The organism is Natronomonas pharaonis DSM 2160, from assembly GCF_000026045.1.
GTDB classification, from domain to species: Archaea; Halobacteriota; Halobacteria; order Halobacteriales; family Haloarculaceae; genus Natronomonas; species Natronomonas pharaonis.
In genome coordinates, this window is sequence record NC_007426.1 from 1,612,067 (window position 1) to 1,629,326 (window position 17,260).

General features: G+C 61.9%; 15 protein-coding genes and 1 tRNA gene. 6 read left to right on the plus strand and 10 right to left on the minus strand.

The features are described from left to right. Positions 1-87 precede the first annotated feature (87 nt). The 4 genes from NP_RS08305 (at position 88) to NP_RS08320 (ending at position 3,177) form a co-directional block, all read left to right on the plus strand. The gene (locus NP_RS08305; protein ID WP_011323390.1) at positions 88-819 is read left to right on the plus strand and encodes a prephenate dehydrogenase/arogenate dehydrogenase family protein; all 732 of its coding nucleotides are present in this window, start codon (positions 88-90) and stop codon (positions 817-819) included. Then, positions 816-2,243, plus strand: coding sequence for a methyltransferase domain-containing protein (locus NP_RS08310; protein ID WP_011323391.1), 1,428 nt, complete (start codon positions 816-818; stop codon positions 2,241-2,243). The genes NP_RS08305 and NP_RS08310 overlap by 4 nt, the downstream gene beginning before the upstream one ends. Positions 2,244-2,316: 73 nt before the next feature. Next, the gene (locus NP_RS08315) at positions 2,317-2,796 is read left to right on the plus strand and encodes an MPN domain-containing protein (protein WP_011323392.1); all 480 of its coding nucleotides are present in this window, start codon (positions 2,317-2,319) and stop codon (positions 2,794-2,796) included. 48 nt (positions 2,797-2,844) lie between these two features. Continuing rightward, positions 2,845-3,177, plus strand: a complete 333-nt coding sequence (locus NP_RS08320; protein WP_198408084.1) for a DUF5789 family protein — start codon at positions 2,845-2,847, stop codon at positions 3,175-3,177. A 39-nt stretch (positions 3,178-3,216) separates the two neighbouring features. Here the strand turns inward: NP_RS08320 and aglJ are convergent, their stop codons facing one another. The 4 genes from aglJ to NP_RS08340 form a co-directional block, all read right to left on the minus strand. Then, positions 3,217-4,161 carry an S-layer glycoprotein N-glycosyltransferase AglJ gene (gene aglJ, locus NP_RS08325; protein WP_011323394.1) on the minus strand — a complete coding sequence of 315 codons (945 nt, stop codon included), beginning with the start codon at positions 4,159-4,161 and terminating at the stop codon, positions 3,217-3,219. 110 nt (positions 4,162-4,271) lie between these two features. Beyond that, positions 4,272-4,763, minus strand: a complete 492-nt coding sequence (locus NP_RS08330; RefSeq protein ID WP_011323395.1) for a phosphopantetheine adenylyltransferase — start codon at positions 4,761-4,763, stop codon at positions 4,272-4,274. Between the two features lie 72 nt (positions 4,764-4,835). Beyond that, positions 4,836-5,324, minus strand: coding sequence for a winged helix-turn-helix domain-containing protein (locus tag NP_RS08335; RefSeq protein ID WP_011323396.1), 489 nt, complete (start codon positions 5,322-5,324; stop codon positions 4,836-4,838). Positions 5,325-5,368: 44 nt separating this feature from the next. Next, complete coding sequence (locus tag NP_RS08340) at positions 5,369-6,457, minus strand: glutamate--cysteine ligase (RefSeq protein WP_011323397.1); 1,089 nt, start codon at positions 6,455-6,457, stop codon at positions 5,369-5,371. A 197-nt stretch (positions 6,458-6,654) separates the two neighbouring features. On the opposite strand from NP_RS08340, the gene NP_RS08345 reads away from it, so the two are divergent. After that, positions 6,655-7,989, plus strand: coding sequence for a methyl-accepting chemotaxis protein (locus NP_RS08345; RefSeq protein WP_011323398.1), 1,335 nt, complete (start codon positions 6,655-6,657; stop codon positions 7,987-7,989). Positions 7,990-8,296: 307 nt separating this feature from the next. Here the strand turns inward: NP_RS08345 and NP_RS14415 are convergent. From NP_RS14415 to NP_RS14420, 5 genes are all read right to left on the minus strand, one after another. Continuing rightward, a tRNA-Trp gene (locus tag NP_RS14415) sits at positions 8,297-8,477 on the minus strand. A gap of 69 nt (positions 8,478-8,546) precedes the next feature. After that, positions 8,547-12,101: a carboxypeptidase regulatory-like domain-containing protein gene (locus tag NP_RS08350; protein ID WP_011323399.1), complete on the minus strand. Its 3,555-nt coding sequence runs from the start codon at positions 12,099-12,101 to the stop codon at positions 8,547-8,549. A 223-nt stretch (positions 12,102-12,324) separates the two neighbouring features. Next, positions 12,325-12,549 (minus strand): DUF5795 family protein, encoded by a 225-nt coding sequence (locus NP_RS08355; RefSeq protein ID WP_049939598.1) that lies wholly within the window; start codon positions 12,547-12,549, stop codon positions 12,325-12,327. Positions 12,550-12,610: 61 nt separating this feature from the next. Next, the gene (locus NP_RS08360; RefSeq protein ID WP_011323401.1) at positions 12,611-13,528 is read right to left on the minus strand and encodes a DUF5794 domain-containing protein; all 918 of its coding nucleotides are present in this window, start codon (positions 13,526-13,528) and stop codon (positions 12,611-12,613) included. Between the two features lie 3 nt (positions 13,529-13,531). After that, entirely contained in the window at positions 13,532-13,717 is a 186-nt protein-coding gene (locus NP_RS14420) for a hypothetical protein (RefSeq protein WP_148215449.1), read from the minus strand. 273 nt (positions 13,718-13,990) lie between these two features. Between NP_RS14420 and guaB the strand changes: the two genes are divergently transcribed. Next, positions 13,991-15,472: an IMP dehydrogenase gene (guaB, locus tag NP_RS08365; protein ID WP_011323403.1), complete on the plus strand. Its 1,482-nt coding sequence runs from the start codon at positions 13,991-13,993 to the stop codon at positions 15,470-15,472. A 22-nt stretch (positions 15,473-15,494) separates the two neighbouring features. Here guaB and NP_RS08370 read toward each other — a convergent pair whose 3' ends face one another. Continuing rightward, positions 15,495-17,168 carry a class I adenylate-forming enzyme family protein gene (locus tag NP_RS08370; RefSeq protein WP_065813939.1) on the minus strand — a complete coding sequence of 558 codons (1,674 nt, stop codon included), beginning with the start codon at positions 17,166-17,168 and terminating at the stop codon, positions 15,495-15,497. Positions 17,169-17,260 lie beyond the last annotated feature (92 nt).

Sequence of the window (17,260 nt, forward strand, 5' to 3'; positions counted from 1 at the left end):
CGACACGCGGGCTGACAGCCGCAGAGGAACCTGTCCGTGAATGGCAAAGACGAACCGCTTTTGAACGGTGGTCGGTTACGAGAGAGTATGCAACTGCTCGTCGTCGGCGCCGGCGAGATGGGGCAGTGGTTTGCCCGTCACAGCGGCGCCGACGCTGTCGCGTTCGCCGACCGCGATTCCGACACCGCACGGCGAGCCGCAGCTGGACTGAATGACGCTCAGGCGGTACCGCTCGACACCGACGAGCGGTTCGACGTTGTCTGTATAGCGGTACCGATGTCGGCGGTGGCGGACGCGGTCGCGGCACACGCTGGGAAGGCAACAGCAGCCGTCGTCGATGTCGCCGGTGAGATGCGCGATTCGGTCGCGGCCCTCCGGAAACACGCTCCCGACCGCGAGCGAGCCAGCTTCCATCCGCTGTTTTCGGCTTCGAACGCTCCCGGTAACCTCCCGGTCGTCGTCGACGCCGAGGGACCGACCGTCGCGGCCCTCCGGGCGGCGCTTTCTGCGGCCGGCAATGAGGTCTTCGAGACAACGCCGGAAGAACACGACCGGGCGATGGAAACCGTACAAGCGCAGGCCCACACAGCCGTGCTAGCCTATGCGCTCGCGGCGGACGATGTCGATAGCCGGTTTCACACAGCACTTTCGGAGCCGCTGGAAGCGCTTGTCGATGATGTCGTCGGTAACACGCCCGAGGTGTATGCCGAGATACAGTCCCGCTTCGATGGTAGCGATGCCGTCGCGGAGGCGGCACAACGGCTGGCCGACGCCGATGCGTCCGAGTTTGCCGACCTCTACGAGGAGGCGGGTCGATGACCGACACTGAAGCCGTACTCGACACGGCGCGTTATCTCCGCGAAGTCCGGCCGATCGACCCCGAAGAGATATACGAGTACGTCGACGGCCAGCCACATCCGGCCGTCGTTCGGCAGACGCTTCGCGAACACGCCTTCGAACTCGGGCTCAAAGAACGCGAGGACGGCGCGTTCGTCCCGGTTGAGGACGGGACGGTCCACCCCGATTTCACCGGTGTTGAGCGGTTCCCAGAACAGTACGCCAGACAACTTGAATCGCTGCTTGTCGACCGCTACGGCGCTGGCTGGCCCGACAGCGACGCTGGCGACCGCCTGCGAGAGCACATTGACCAGCTGAAGGTTGACTACTTTGCCGACGCTGATGTGACATACGACGAGGAGACGGCGCTGGCCTACGCGCTGTACCATCTACCGGACTACTACGCTGCAATCCAGTATGTCCTCGATGACCTCGGCTCGGCGGGACTGCTCGGCCGACGGCTTCGCGTGCTCGATGTCGGGGCCGGCACCGGCGGACCGATGCTCGGCATTCACGAGTACCTCCCCGAGGAGACGCTCGTCGACTACGACGCCGTCGAACCGAGCGCCGCTGCCGATGTCTTCGAGCAGATGGCCTCGGAGACGCGCCGAGGGTTTGAGCCAACCCTCTACCGTGAGACCGCCGAATCCTTCTCGCCGGACGGCGACTACGACCTCATCGTTTTTGCGAACGTGCTCTCGGAGCTTTCGCAGCCGGCTGCTGTCTTCGAGCGGTATCTCGACCACCTCGCCGACGATGGGACGGTAGTCGCCGTCTCACCGGCAGAGGAGCGGACTGCGACCCGGCTGCGGGACATCGAACGTGAGGTACTCGACCGCCGGCCGGACGCGACCGTCTACGCACCGACAATTCGGCTGTGGCCCGACGAGTCACCGTCGGACCGTGGGTGGACGTTCACCCGGCAGGCTGACATCGAACCGCCAGCCTTCCAGACGCGGCTGGACGCAGCCGCGGCCGACGATGCTGCGGCGGACGGCATCGCCGCCGGCGGCGACGGGACCTACACCAAGACCACCGTACAGTACGCGTACCTCCTGTTGCGGACCGACGGCAGGCGCGCCATCGAGTATACGCCGGACCCCGACACGGTGGCAAAGATGGCGGATATGGACGCCCACGTCACCGACCGCATCGACCTCGCGGCGCTGAAGCTGTCGCCTGACCTCTCGTCGGACGGCAACCCACTGTACAAGATTAGCGACGGCAGCGAAGCGGTCGACCACTACGCCGTGCTGACTCGGGAATCGTCGCTCAACAGGGAGCTACCTGCGGCTCCCTACGGCTCGCTGCTCCGATTTGAGAACGTTTTGGTGCTGTGGAACGACGACGAGGACGCCTACAACCTCGTGGTCGACGACGAGACAGTCGTCGACCGGCTCGCCTGAACTTTCGCTCCCGACACCGAATAACAGCACGGCCGTCGCGAGGCTTTAGTCGCTTGCCATCGAACGACTGTTCGTGGTGTACATCACCCGCGGACTGCTGGCGGCGCTGTGTGAACTCGCGGCCGAGCGTGACCCGCGGTCGGTCACCGTCGCGCTAACCGTGACGCCGGCGTCGGAGCTCGCCCCCGCCGGCCCAGCGGCCGACGACGGGTCGGCGACTGTACCCGCCCGCCGCAACGACGTCGACCTCTCGGCGCTCCAGCCCGACGCCGATGTTTTCACCGATATGTACTTGCCAGATACCGGCGGGTCCGTCACGGCGGTGTTCGGCATGGACCTGTCGACGCCCGGCTCAGCCGGCCGGTTCATCTCACATCCGGAGGGGCCATTCGGTCTGACGAAGGCAGACGACCTCCACGAGGTCGTCTTCATCGCGGTGCCGCCCTATGACCGAGACGCCGTCGCCGCCTTCGACCGGCGCGGCAACGTACTGACTGTCACTGTTGTCAAAGCGGTGCCGCCGGAAGGGTCGGTGGAGCCGCTCGATACATAGGTCGCCCCGAGTCGGGAGCCTTTAGGCCCCTGTGGAACGTACCGACTCATGATGGGAGTCCGGCCGCCACAGGCAAACGACGACGAGGAGCCCGAAATAATCGCGTTCGGTATCGCCGCACTCGACGAGTACCTCGAGCAGGGCAACGTGACGTTTCCGGCCACTGACGAGGAGCTCCGCCGAGCGCTCGGCGACCCCGACATTCCTTATGACGCAAAGGGACACACGATTTCTTTTGGGTCCGCGCTCGAACGGGCCGGCCGAGAGCGGTTCGAGAACCGCCAACAGTTCATGAACGCACTGCATCCGGTCTTTGAGGCCGAGCGGGAACGGACGAACAACAGCTTCGTCGGACGCGTGCGCTCGCTGCTGCCGTTCTGACCCGAATAGGGTGGCCGAGTCGATGCGTCACGCCCGCTATTACTCGTCGTTTTGTTCTTCGAGTTGGTCGGCGATATCGTCGAGCCGGCGGGTTTGCTCTCGGTGTATTGAGACGATAATGTCGGAAAGCACCCCGAACATCAGCAGTTGGACCGACAGCAACACCAGAAACGCTGCCAAAAGCGCCAAGACCTCATGCGAAACGCCGGCAGTCAGATACCGGTAGCCCACAAACGCTCCCAGTGCCACACCACCGGCGGTCCCGACAGCCGCCACGCTCCCGAAATAAAAAATCGGATTGTTCATCCGCGCAAGCCGGTACAGCGTCAGCAGAATGCGGCCGCCGTCCTTCAGTGGATGCAGGTTCGTCTCCGACCCTCCCGGCCGAGCCTCGTACCGAATCGGCACGACCGCAGTCGAAACCCCGCGACGGACGCACTCGACGGCCAACTCGGTCTCGATGCCGAACCCGTCAGCCGAGAGCTTCGACCGCTCGAACGATTGGGTCGTAAACGCCCGGTATCCCGACAGAATGTCCTGTAAGTCACGCCCGTGAATCGTTGCAAACAGGCGATTGATGAGGCGGTTACCGACAGCGTTCAACCGCGTCATCGCCCCCGCCTCCATGTCGGCAAACCGGTCGCCGATGACATGCTCGGCCCGCCCCGCAAACAGCGGCGTGAGCATTTTGTCAGCGTCTTCCGGCCGATACGTGCCATCGCCGTCGGCCATCAACACGTACGGTTGGTCAATCTGTTCGACACCTTCCCGGACTGCCTGTCCCTTTCCGCTGCCCGACTGCGTGATGACGCGGGCCCCGTGCTCGCGGGCGATGGCCCGCGTTCCATCCGTCGAGTCACCGTCAACGACAAGTACGTGCTCGAAGCCGTGGTCGTAGAAGCCACCGACGACGTCACCGATTGTCTCGGACTCATTGAGCGTCGGTAACAGCACGCACACGTCTGTCCGGTCTGGCATTCTCATCGACTCTCCAACCCGACCCGCAAAAATACCACGGGTTCTGACAGCGGGCACAGACGCTCGCTCGGCCGCCATACTGCGGTCGCCCGGTCGGCCGCCCGGTTTTGACCGAGCTAGTCCTTCGCCGGAGGGCGGCCGTCGGACTCCGGCGTGAGATTGCCATGCTCGTCGATTTCACCCGCGACGATGCGGGTCGAGGAGATGATGTCGCCGTCCTCAGCGTAGCGGTGGTCGACGACCTCGATATCGAGCGGCTCCAGACCCTTTTCTATCCGCTCTTCGTTCACGAGTTCGCCGCCGTCCTTCGTTTCGGGGGAGACGATTAGCGCGTCAAACCCCGGTTCGGTTGCGATGCCGGTCGGCTCTGTCAGCTCTCGGACTTCGAACTCGCGGCCGTAGTCGTCCGCAAGCGTTTCCAGTTCGGCTTCAAGGTCATCCTTCCGCTCGTCGTAGGAGCGGACATGGCGGTCGACGCTGCGTGTCTTGGGGGCGAGCTCGTCGCTCGTCAGCCCGACGGTGACGTCGCCGAGTTCGAACGCGCGTTCGAAAAGCGCCCGGTGCCCGTCGTGCACCGGGTCAAACGTCCCGCCCAGTACGACCTTCATAGAGGCCGAAAGTACGGCCCCGGTTTAGCTTCTGCGATGCGGTTCCGGGAAACAACCCGGATGTGAGCCGACTCAGGGGTCGTCGCGCTCGACGGTAATCGTCACCGGCTCGGTGTCGTCGTCTTCACAGACGCCCAGATGCGAATCGAGGTTGAAAACGGTGTTCAGCTCGTCTTGAATCTCGCCGACAGCGTCGCCGACGAGCTCGCTCGGTGCCATGGCGGTGTACTCGTATGGATTGTTGCCAGCCCCATCGGCGTCGCGCTTCTGCCGTTCGAGCCGTCCTTCCTCGTGGAGCCCTGCCAGCGCCTCGCGAACGGTGCTCGGGTACAGGCCGGTCCCTTCGGCGATTTCCTCGCTCGTACTCCCCGGGTTCTGCCGGAGGAACACGTAGATACGCGCCCGTGTCTCCGTATCAAGCACCCACGAGAGCAGATCGACAATGCCGTCGTCGAACTGTTCTGCGGCCCGTTCGGCTTCCTGCTCGAGCCGGTCTCGGACGCCGTCGCTGTCGCCCGCTGTTGACTCCCCCTCGTCGTCTGACGATTTGTCCGTAGCCATGCGTTCGTTCTCAGCCGGAGACAGGGAATTGGGGGATAAAAACCCTATGACGAGTCCCACTCGACCGACAGCGACCCACAGAGGGCATCCATCCCCTCCGATTCCAGCAGCCGGCGCTGCTTTTCGGCACCGCTTTCAGCCTCGTAGACATCGCGAATCCCCGAAACGCCGAGGCGCTGGCACTCGCTTTCGACGAGCTCTCCGAGCGGGACCGACTCCTCCAACGAGCGGTCGAGTAGCTCGGCGTCGTGGCCGTGGCGTAGCGCCCGCCACTTGTTCTCGTCGAGTAGCTCCCGTCGGTGGTTGGCCCCGGACTCCCCATCCTCGTATCTGGCCGACAGGTCTTCGACGAGCGCCTGTGTGTACTCGACGAACGCGAGCACATGGTCGGGGTCGGCCTGTCCGTCCGGCGTTCTGACTTCGACGGTTCCGTGCTCGGAGTGGGGCCGGACATCGTACCACAGTTCGCCGCGGTCGTTTATCGACCCGGTTTCGACCATTGTCCGCTCGAAGGACTGGAACGATTCGAAATCCTCGAAGGCAGTCGGCATGCCGGTGTTCGGCAGTGCCTCGAATATTTTTGCCCGGGCGGACTGCAAGCCCGTATCGAAGCCGTTCCAGTACGGCGAGTTAGCAGACAGCGCCAACATGACTGGCATGTACCACCGGAGTTCGTTGGCGACCCAGACAGCTTTATCAGCGTCGTCAACGCCGACGTGGATGTGCAGTCCGGCGGTGGTGTTTCGATGCTGTGGGTACTGGATGCGGTCCAGTTGTGCGCGGTACCGCGGCTTCTCGGCGTGGTCGAGTTCGCGCCACTTCGCCGCCGGGTGCAACCCTGCAGCGGCGATGCCGAAGCCGTGGGTCTCAGCGTGACTGACGAGCGCTTTCCGCACCTCGGCGAGTGCGTCGTCGGCCGCGGAAAGCGAGCCGATGGTCGGCGTCTGAGTCTCGATAACGCATTTGAACAGTTCGTGGTCGAGACGGTCTTTGAGGGGCTCCGGGGGCTCGTTCTCGTAGACAAGTTCGTCGGTGCCGGCGGTCGGGCGTCCGTACTCGTCGACGACGAAGAACTCCTCTTCGATGCCGAGCGTTCCCGTCCGGTCGAACGCCTCACGCGAGCCCAAATCCATCGTCGGCTGTTCGCTCCCGGTCGTTAAAACTCCACGGACCTCGGACAGCACTCCCGCTGTCGTCACTGCATACGCCGGACATCTCCACAAACCGTGATACACCGACACACGCGGTCTCTACGGTACATAAACTCTGTGAACGTTCTCGACGGTGAATCCGTTCAGGCATTGATTTGTATCGCGGAAGAACGTCCTGTATGTCATCACAGCCAGCCGAGGGGGAGCCGGACGAAGACGGGCTTCCGTCGTCGCACTTCGAGCTTTCCGAGGAGTTCGAAGCGTTGGACAGCACGGAAGCGAAGGTTATGCTCCAAGAACGGACGAAGGAGCTGTCGGCAATACAGCGGGCAAACGAGCTGTTCGGGAACGTCGACCAGCCAGTCGAAGCACTCGCCGAAGAATACGTCACAGAGCTTCCACAGTGGTTTCAGTATCCGTCGGTCACCGAAGCGGAGATTCAGGTCGGCGACCAACTGTTTCAGTCGTCAGGCTACCAGCCAACCGCACATCCGCTGACGAGCGAAGAAACAACCGACGCCGGAACGACGGTCCGCATCCAGATCGTCTACACAGAAGACCGACCGGCGGAAGACGACGGCCCATGGCTCGACGAAGAACAGGAGATGTTAGATACCCTTGACGGGTTCATCCGGAACTACGTCGCTCAACTGGAGACCAGAACACAGGTCGAGACACAGGTTCAATCGAGCGTTCAGGAGGTCCGACAGACGGCCGACAACATCGCCGAAAGCTCCGAGCAGATAAGCGACTACGCCCGCCAGCAGGCCGAGTCGATGAACGACGTCGGCAACGAGGTGTCGGGGATGTCGGCAACCATCGAAGAAATCGCATCGACGACCGACGAAGTGGCCGAAAGCAGTATTCGGGCGGAGAACCTCACCGGCGAAGGCCAAGACGCCGTTACTGATGCGGTCGACGCGATGGAGGCCATCGATGCATCGAGAGCGGAGGTCAGCGACGACATCCACGACCTCGAGTCGCACGTCGATGAAATCGACGAGGTCGTCGAAATAATCCACGACATCGCCGAGGAGACAAACATCCTCGCGTTGAACGCCAACATCGAAGCCGCACGTGCTGGCGATGCCGGGTCTGGCTTCGCAGTTGTCGCCGACGAGGTGAAATCGCTCGCCGAGGACTCACAGTCGTACGCGAGCGACATCGAGACCATCGTCGAACAGGTCAAACAGAAGACAGACGAAAGCGTCTCCAGCCTCGAAACGACGGCACAGCAGGTCGACCGCGGCCTCGAACAGGTCGAAGAAGCAAAAGACAGACTGTCGGAAATCGCCGACTCGGTCGGCGAGGTGACCGAAGGCGTCCAAGACGTGGCGGCTGCGACCGACGAGCAAGCGACATCGTCCGAGGAGGTCGCCAGCATGGTTGACGAGCTCACAGAGCAGGCCGAAGAGATCGCCGACGAAATTGAGTCCATTGCTGCGGCTAACGAAGAGCAGGTCTCGAAGGTCGAAGAGATAGACGAAGCGGTAGAGCAACTCTCATCACGATAGCTGGACGTGGGGTACGGCTCCTACAAAATATAGCAGGTGGTTCAACCCCAACTTGCGGTTCGGCGGCGCCATAGTCGCTGTATCAGAAGCCACCGGTGAGACATCCGGCCGTTCGAGTCCAGCCGCGTCCCCGATGAAGTTGTGGCCACTGATATCATTTTATAGACACGGCGTGATGTCTCGGTAACCACCATACGGTGAGGGTACCGCACCGCTCCGGGGTTCAAATAATTGCTTGAAATCTTGCGATGATTTTCAGCGAACCCGTCGCTGTCTTGCTGTTTTGGGGAGTCACGAAGCAGTTGTATGGGGACGGAGGGATTTGAACCCCCGATCGACTGATATCTCCGGTATGCGCCTCGGTCCTCCAGAGGGTCGTCAACGCGGAAGCGGTGATCAGCCGTCCGCTCGGTATATCAGTCTGGAGTCTCGTCACCGGGCGCGTGGCCTCTGGAGTCAGTCGCCATGCCTGGCTTGGCCACGTCCCCTCACCTCTCTGTATTTCTGGTTTCCGTAAAGGGGTTTCGATTCGAGCTACGAGTACAGGTTGGTCCCGATTAGACGTCGAGAATCTCCGCCAGCCGCGTAGCGAGACTGAAGGTCACGATGCCACCAGCAGTCAACAGCCCGAGGAAGCCGGTCAGCTGCCCGAAGCTGGTGACGAGCCCGCCGTTGGATTCGGGGGTCGCCTCGCCACCGTCTTCATCTGACTCATCCTCGTTGTTTTGTTGTTGTTGTTGTGAGGTAGCATCGTCGTCGGCGTCGAGTTCGACCTCGAGGTCGAGTTCGAACCAGTTTGTGCCTTCGTCGGTCGCCGGCAGGTCGAGCGTCCCGTCAATCAGTGGGTCCCCTGTCTCGTCCGGCACGGTGAACTCGTTATCGACGAGTGTCGCCGTTCCGCCCTCCTCGTCCAGTGACGCCTCGCCCGACAGCGATTCACTCTCGCCGACTGTCGTCGCAATCTCAAAACTAAACTGCGTGTCATCGTCGCCTTCTATCGCCACTGACAACTCGCCGTTTGCGCTCATCTCGCCGCTGTCGGCGTCTATCTCACCCGACAGCCCATCCGGCGCGCTGACTTCCGCTGCAATCCCTGAGTCGGTCACCAAATCCGGGAACCGAATCGAACTCGACTCCCAACTGCCGTCGTCGTCGACCGCGCCGACAATCTCAATCGGCTCCTCGCCGGCATCCGCCGATGGGAACTCTAACCCTTCCTCGATGGCCGTCTCTTTGTCTCCGTCCTCAGCAAAGGAGATGAAGCCGCCCTGACTGGTCGCAACGAACGTGTCGCCGTCGGCGTCGACATCCGGTCCGAGGTCTTCTGCAACCGTCACGTCGGCCGTCGATTCGAAGCTTTCGCCCTCGATTTCGGCCGTGTGCTCGCCGAGGTCCTCTTCGGCGACGTCCCATTCGAGCGTGACCGTCTCGGTGTCGCCGGGGGCGACCTCGACGGTTTGGGTTTTGGTTTCGTCGCCGACGGTGGCGGTGACCTCTTCGGAGCCGGGAGCGCCGCCGGTGTTTTCGACGGTGGCGGTGAGTGCGACGGTGTCGCCGGGTTCGGCGTCGGTGACATCGACGTCGACGGTCATCTCGGGGTCGTCGGCGTCGAGTTCGACATCGACGGTGGTGGTGTCGTCTTCGTCGACGGTGACGTCGGTGGTGGTGTCGGCGTGGCCATCGGCGGTGATTTCGAGTGTGTAGTCGCCGGTTTCGATGTCGTCGAGTTCGAAGTCGCCGTCGTCGTCGGTGGTGGTGTCGTCGAGTTCGTCCTCGATGTCGACGGTGGCATCTTCGATGGGGTCGCCGGTTGATGATTCGACGGTGCCCTCGATGTCGCCGGTATCGGCTGCGGTCTCTTCGATGTCGATGTCGAAAGAGAGTGTGAGCCAGTTTTCGCCGGGTGTGGTGGCGGGCAGGTCGAGGGCGTTGTCCATGATGTCGTAGCCGCTTTCCTCTTGGATGAGGTATTCGTTGTCGACGGCGGTGATGGTGCCGCCGTCGGCGTCGAGGTCGGCGTCGCCGTCGAGGTCGTTGCTGCCGTCGGTGGTGGCGTCGATGTCGAATTCGAAGTTGCCGTCGGCGGCGGTGACGGCGAGTGTGCCCTCGACGGTCATGGTGTTGTCGTCGGTGTCGATGGTGCCTTCGAGGCCGTTGGGGGTGTCGATTTCGGCTTCGACGCCGTCGATGCCGGCTTCGCCGAGGTCGAGGTTGGGGAAGTCGACGGCGGTTGATTCCCAGGAGTTGTCGTCGGGGTTGTAATCGGCTTCGAGTTCGATGGGTGTGTCGCCGTCGTCTTCGTCAGGGAGCGAGAGGCCTTCGTCGCTGGCGGTGGTTTCGCTGGAGGTGTCTTCGGTGAAGGCGATGAAGCCGCCCTGGCTGGTTGCGGTGAGGACATCGTCGCCGGAGTCGGTTTCGTTGTCGTCGGCTTCGGAGACGGTGACCTCGGCTTCGGCGGTCGCATCGCCGGTATCCAGTTCCGCCGTGTACTCGCCGTCATCATCCGCATCCGTCTCCCAAGACAGATCGATAGTCGTCTCTTCCTCGAAGCCGACTTCGAGGGTTTCGGTCACCTCTTCGTCGGCGACCGAGAGCGTGACATCCTGCTCGCCGGCACCCTCACCGGTGTTTTCGACAGTTCCGAGTATTTCGGCCTCTTCGCCAGCTTCGACATCGTCGCCGACGACGGCGACGGCCTCGAAGTAGGCGTCGCCCGATTCAAGCGTGAGCGTCCGCTCTGTCGTCTCGTCTTCTTCGACAGTCACCTCAGCCGTCTTGTTGACGTAGCCCTCAGCAGTCACGTCAAGCTCCTGTGTACCGGCTTCGAGCTCGAACTCGAAGGCACCGTCTTCGCCGGTCTGAGTCGCGTCAAGTTCGTCGACAACGTTGACATCAGCGCCCTCAATAGGAGCACCGTCTTCAGACTCGACCGTTCCCTCGACCGTTCCAGTCGGTACTTCCGTATCAACAACTTCGATGTCGAGGGCGAGACTCAGCCAGTTGTCCCCCTCTTGTGTCGACGGGAGGCCGAGGCCGCTATCGACGATGTCATCACCGGTCGTGTCTTCGACGAGGAACTCGTTGTCGACAAGCGTGACTGAGCCACCGTCGTCGCCGAGCGATGCATCACCGTCGAGAATGCCGCTTTCGCCCGTCGTGGCGCCGATTTCAAACTCGAAGGAATCATCTTCATTGCCGTCGACGATAACGTTCAGGTCGCCCTCGGCGGTCATCTCGTCTCCCTCGATGTCGATGTCGCCGTAGAGATTGTCGATGACCTCGACATCGGCTTCAAGTCCCGCCGGTGCATCGAGGGTGGGGAACGTGGCGTCGGTCGACTGCCACGTTCCATCGTCGAAGATTTCGCCTTCTATCTGAATCGGTGTGTCACCGTCTTCTTGGACCGGGAACTGAACGCCTTCATCTTCTCGGTCACTCTCGTCTTCGTTGAAAGCAATGTAGTTACCCTGACTCACAGCGGTGAACTCACCGACCTGTGGACCGTCGGGGTCCTCCGGACCATCGTCGTCAAGCTCGTCGACGATTTCGACCTCGCTTGTCCCCCACCAAACGTTGTCATCGTCGTACTCGGAGATGCCGGTCGACCCCCACCACATCGTCGAGTCATCGGTAATATCGATGTCAGCCGTCTCCCCCGGGTCACCAGTGACAGCGAACTCAAGCGTCGCGAGCGTGACGTTCATATTCGGTGACGCCTCACCGTCGGCGACTTCGGCGATAAATTCGTCGGCGACGACATCAAGGAAGCTCGGCACCCACTCGACCTGCACTGAGTCGCCGTCATCGTCGATTTCGAGCTCTTCCGGTTCGGTCAGGAAGGTATCGGCGTCAGCGAAGACGAGCTTGTCATCGTCGTATTCGATATCGAGCTCGTATCCGGTTACATCGGCATCCTCGTTGTCACCGATGAGCGTCTCTGCGGTGACATCTATCTCAACGCGGTCGCCCGATTCACCTTCTGTTGTCTCCGGGACAACCATGTAGTCGGCAAAATCGGAGACGGGCGCTGATGGGCTCTCCTGTGGCTCTGATTCGCCATCGCTGGCCGCCGCTGCGGGCACTGCGGCGAACGCGACTGCGGAAGCGAGCATAATGAACGCGAGGAGGGCGGCCGTAGACTGCCGTCCTCCGCATCCCCGTATTTTGCTAACGATTCTCCCCGCCGATGGCTTACCACTGCCGTTTCGCGTCGACAAATGTGCTTCCCCCGATTGCTAAACGTATTCTTTATTGTCGTACTTAAAATGTATGTAACTATTGTCTAGTTTGGTATCGTTTATCGGTGGGAAGCGCCCAGCGATGGCGCACAACGGGCTAGCGGTCCGTCTCACTCCAGCCACAGTCCTGGCACTTGTATCCGGTGACGAACTCCGTTATGCCGGGCATGTAGCCGACCGAGAGCACGTCACCGCCACACTCCGGACACTGTCGGTCGGCGTCTTCGATGCCCTCTGTGTCCATGACGCTGTCGTCTTCGATGAGTTCGGCAAGCTTCTGTGGGGTGACCATCCGTCCTTCAACGACGCGGTTTTCGGACATACGCGTCATCGGGAGCCCGGACCCCTAAACCTGTCCGGTTGGGTCTCGAATTGCCTCAAGCTCAGAGCCACGGGGCCCTGTCGCCGTCGGAAACGCCCGGTTCGCCGTCCTCGGATTGGTCATCGTCGCTGCCGGATGGCTCGTCCAGCGGGTCCTCGAGCGGCGATTCGTCATCGACGCCACTGCCGTCAGTTGCGGCAGGAACACCAGTATCAGGTGTTTCCTGTGGACCTATCTCGAGTGCCCCGTCGGGGTTGAACGCGAGCAGTCCCGTCAGCGCCAAGACGATGAGCGCAAGCGGCTCTTCACCCGTAATGGGGCCGACTTCGAGGATCGTAAGCGGCAGTACGCCTAGTGCGACGGCGCTGCCGAACCGGAACCGGTCGATGTCGACGTTACCGCGCAGCCACGGCCCCAACAGCGCGACAGCGAGCGCGAACCCGACACCGACAAGCGCTGCGCCGGTCCCGTACACCACGTACATCGGTTCGGCGACGACGGCAACCGCAAAGCCGTTGGGCTGGAAGCTGGCGACCAATCCAAGGGCGATGATGACTCCTGGCCCGGGAAGATATTCACCGATGGTCGCGCTGGCGGTCTTCGCCGCAACCGCGAGGATGACAAGCGCTGCAAAGCGCTTGAAAATATCCATCGCCAACAGCGACTCGATAGTCGGCGCGATAGCCGCCTGCACGGCCGCAAACGGGACGACAAGCGCGCCCACAAGCAGGATGTTTCGGACTCGGTCGCGGCGACTGCCTTCCATCTCAGCGAGAACGACTGCGAGCGTCGCACTCCCGCCGAATATCAGCAGGCCGACTTCAATCATCCCCAAGACAGAGGAGACAGCGCCCGCAACGACGAGGGCGGCGAAGATACCGTCGAGTAACGGCAGCGCCATGACAGTCCCTAGTAAACGGGTGCCTTCACCGACGCGTCGCTCAAGACGGAGCGCGACCGGATGTCGGGACGTACTCATACCTTAGGCTGGCAGTCCCTCACCGTAGGAGCGGTGGTGAATATGGCGATACCCTCTCGGACGGCCGCAGAAGCCTCGCTTGAGGGTATTCTCCGCTTTATTGAATCCCATCGAAAATGTAAATGTAATGCCGGTGTCGAGAGCGGTCTCGCCGGCAATGCGCTGGTCGATGGGACTTGCGGAGTCCATACTGCGAATTACAACCGGTTTTTACATAAGTGTTGTGTGGTTGTGGTTCACAGACGAAAGACGAACGAGCACAAGGAGGTGATTTTTGAAAAAATACTCCAGCTAAGGAGACAGAAAGAGCTACGAATAGCCAGGTTTGTGCACTAATGATTGGGTCCACACATCGTTCAGCCTCCCGAAGTTATCGGAGGTCAGTCGGTCGCCGGTGTGCCGACGCACACCACGCAGTAGCCGTCTCGCAACGTTTTTGGGCGGCCGATTCGGACCGGTTACATGGCGAGCGACGAACCCTTCTCCGAGAAACTCCGCGTACCCGAGGCGCTGACGTTCGACGACGTACTGCTACGGCCGAAAGAGAGCCGTGTCGAACCTGACGACGCCGATATGGCGACGCGGGTGTCGACGAACGTCTCGCTCAACATCCCGGTCATCTCGGCGGCGATGGATACAGTCACCGAAGCCGAACTCGCAATCGAGATGGCCAGACAGGGTGGCCTCGGCGTCCTTCACCGGAATATGTCCGTCGAGGAGACGGCACAGCACGTCGAGGAAGTAAAACGAGCCGACGAGCTCATCATCCGGGATGTCGTTACCGCGTCACCGGACCAGACGGTCCGTGAGGTTGATGCGATGATGGAACGAAAGGGCGTCTCTGGGGCCCCCGTCGTTGACGACGATGATACGGTCCTCGGTATCATCTCCGGAACTGACATTCGACCGTATCTGGAGGTCGGCGAACACGACAGCGTCCAGGAGGCGATGACCGACGAGGTCATTACCGCGACTGAAGAGGTCAGCCCCCGTGAGGCGCTTGAGCTGATGTACGAGCACAAGATAGAGCGAGTCCCGATAGTCGACGACGAAAACCGGCTGACCGGTCTCGTGACGATGGCTGGCGTTCTCGCCCGCCGCGAGTACGACAACGCCGCTCGCGACGACGACGGCGCGCTCGTTGTCGGGGTCGCCGTCGGCCCGTTCGAGCTTGAGCGAGCGCGTGCTGCCGATGCGGCAGGCGCGGACATCGTCTTCATCGACTGTGCACACGCACACAACCTCGACGTTATCGACTCCGCCAGAGAGATTCGCGAAGAAGTCGACGCCGATGTCGTTGTCGGTAACATCGGCACCCGAGAGGCCGCCGAGGCTGTCGTCGACTTCGCTGACGGGGTCAAGGTCGGCATCGGTCCCGGTTCCATCTGTACGACGCGGGTCGTCTCCGGGTCCGGGATGCCACAGATTACGGCCGTCGCCGAAGTCGCCGATGTCGCATCTCAACACGACACGCCGGTCATCGCCGACGGCGGTATTCGCTACTCCGGCGACGCCATCAAGGCCATTGCGGCCGGCGCTGACGCTGTCATGCTCGGGTCGTACTTCGCCGGGACCGAGGAAGCACCGGGTCGTGTCATCACCATGAACGGCAAGCGGTACAAGCAGTACCGCGGCATGGGCTCAGTTGGTGCAATGAACGACGGCGGCGGCGACCGCTACCTCAAGGACGACGAGGAAGACGAGGAGTTCGTGCCTGAAGGTGTCGAGGCAGCGACACCGTACAAGGGACCACTCTCCTCGGAGCTCCACCAACTCGTCGGCGGAATGCAGTCCGGAATGGGCTATGTCGGCGCGGAGACGATTCCGGAATTCAAAGAGCGCAGTGAGTTCGTCCGGGTCTCCTCTGCCGGCCAGACAGAAAGCCACGCCCACGACGTCGTTATTACCGACGAAGCGCCGAACTACAGCCCCGACAGCAACTAAAACGGCAGCAATCGACCGGGCGCTACAGCTCTTCGCTGGAGCCGAGCGGGCCGTCGAGCCGGTCGTCGAGTTCTTCTTCGAGTTTATATCGCTGGACCTTCTGCGTCGCCGACCGCGGTAGCTCCTCGATGATGAAGATACGCCGTGGGTGGGCATACGTCGCGACGTGGTCAAGCGTGAAGTCTCGGAGCTGTTCTTCTTCGAGGTCGGCATCCGGCTCCGGAACGACGAACGCGACCGGCGCTTCGCCTTTGATTTCGTGTGGGGCGGCGACGACGGCAGCCTCGGCAACCCCCGGATGCTCGTAGAGGGCGTCCTCAACTTCGGCGGGGTAAATGTTCTCACCGCCGGAGATTATCATGTCGTCGGCGCGGTCGACCATCCAGAAGTAGCCGTCTTCATCGACGCGGGCGATGTCTTCGGTGTAGAACCACCCATCGTCGTCGAAGACGGCACCGGTTTTTTCCGGTCGGTTGTAGTATCCCTCGAAGACGTTCGGTCCACGGATTGCGATTTCGCCAGTCACCTGCGACTCATCGGTGAAGTCAATGTCGTCGTCTGGTGCCGGTTCGAGTTGGTCGGAATGGAGCCGCGTCTCGCGAGTCTCGGGGTCGACAAGTTTGATGTCGACCCCACGGAGCACGGGCCCGATACAGCCGGCGGATTTCCGGACGCCACGCGACGGTTCGGTACAGCCCGCCGGCCCGGTTTCGGTCATTCCCCAGCCTTCGGTCATCGGCACGTCCCACGCGTCTTCGATGGTGCGCCGCGTATCGTCCGCCAGTGGGGCAGCCGCACAGACGACATCGTTCAGCGACGCCATGTCGTAGTCGTCCGGCGACTCTCGATAGACCTGCCACATCATGTTATACAGCGCCGGCACGCCCGCGAACGTCGTCACGTCGTTCTGTGAGATGGTCTGCAGAATCATCTCCGGGTCCGGGCGCGGAATCATATGCATCGTTCCTCCCTTGTAAATGAACGTCCCCTGAATGGCGTTGAGCGCGTAGATGTGGAACAGCGGCAACACGAGCGCAGTGTTGTCGTCGGCGTCGACGGGAAGGCCGCCCTTCGTGTACGACTCGATTGTCGAAAGCAGGTTCTCGTGGGTCAACAGCACGCCCTTCGGCTTGCCGGTCGTTCCGGAGGTGTATGGCTGGACGGCAACATCGTCGTATGCGCGCTCGACCGTCTCGAACTCGTCGTCGGCTTCGGCCACCGCCTGCGAGTAGTTGACAACATCGTCATCGCCGACGCCCGGCACGTAAACGTTGCCAACACCCGCGTTGTCGGCGAGTTCGGTCGGGCCGGCGATGCGGCCGTCGTCGGTGTCCATCCCGCCGACAAGCAGCGGTGAGCCGATAAGATGGTCGACGCCGCTGTCCTGCAGCACGAACTCCAGTGTGTTTGGGTCCATCCGGAGATTCAGGGGGACGGGCACGGCACCGGTCTTGATGGCTCCGAAGTAGGCCGCCGGGAACTGGTCAGTGTTGGGGATATAGAGCCCAACGCGGTCGCCGGCCGCAACCCCGTTTTCGACGAGAACGTTGGCGACACTGTTTGCCGTCGCTTCGAGTTCGCCATAGGTCGTCTCTTGGCTCATAAACTCGACGGCGACGTTGTCCTCATACCGGTCGGCCGCCATCGAGAGGAGGTCGCCCATGTGCCGCAGTGGTGCTCCGTTATAATGTTCCATGGTAGCATCCAAATCTCCGAAGCATGGATATTAAAGATTCGCCCGAGGGGAAAAATTACAGAACACAGTACGGAGTGCCGTGGCAACGCCGA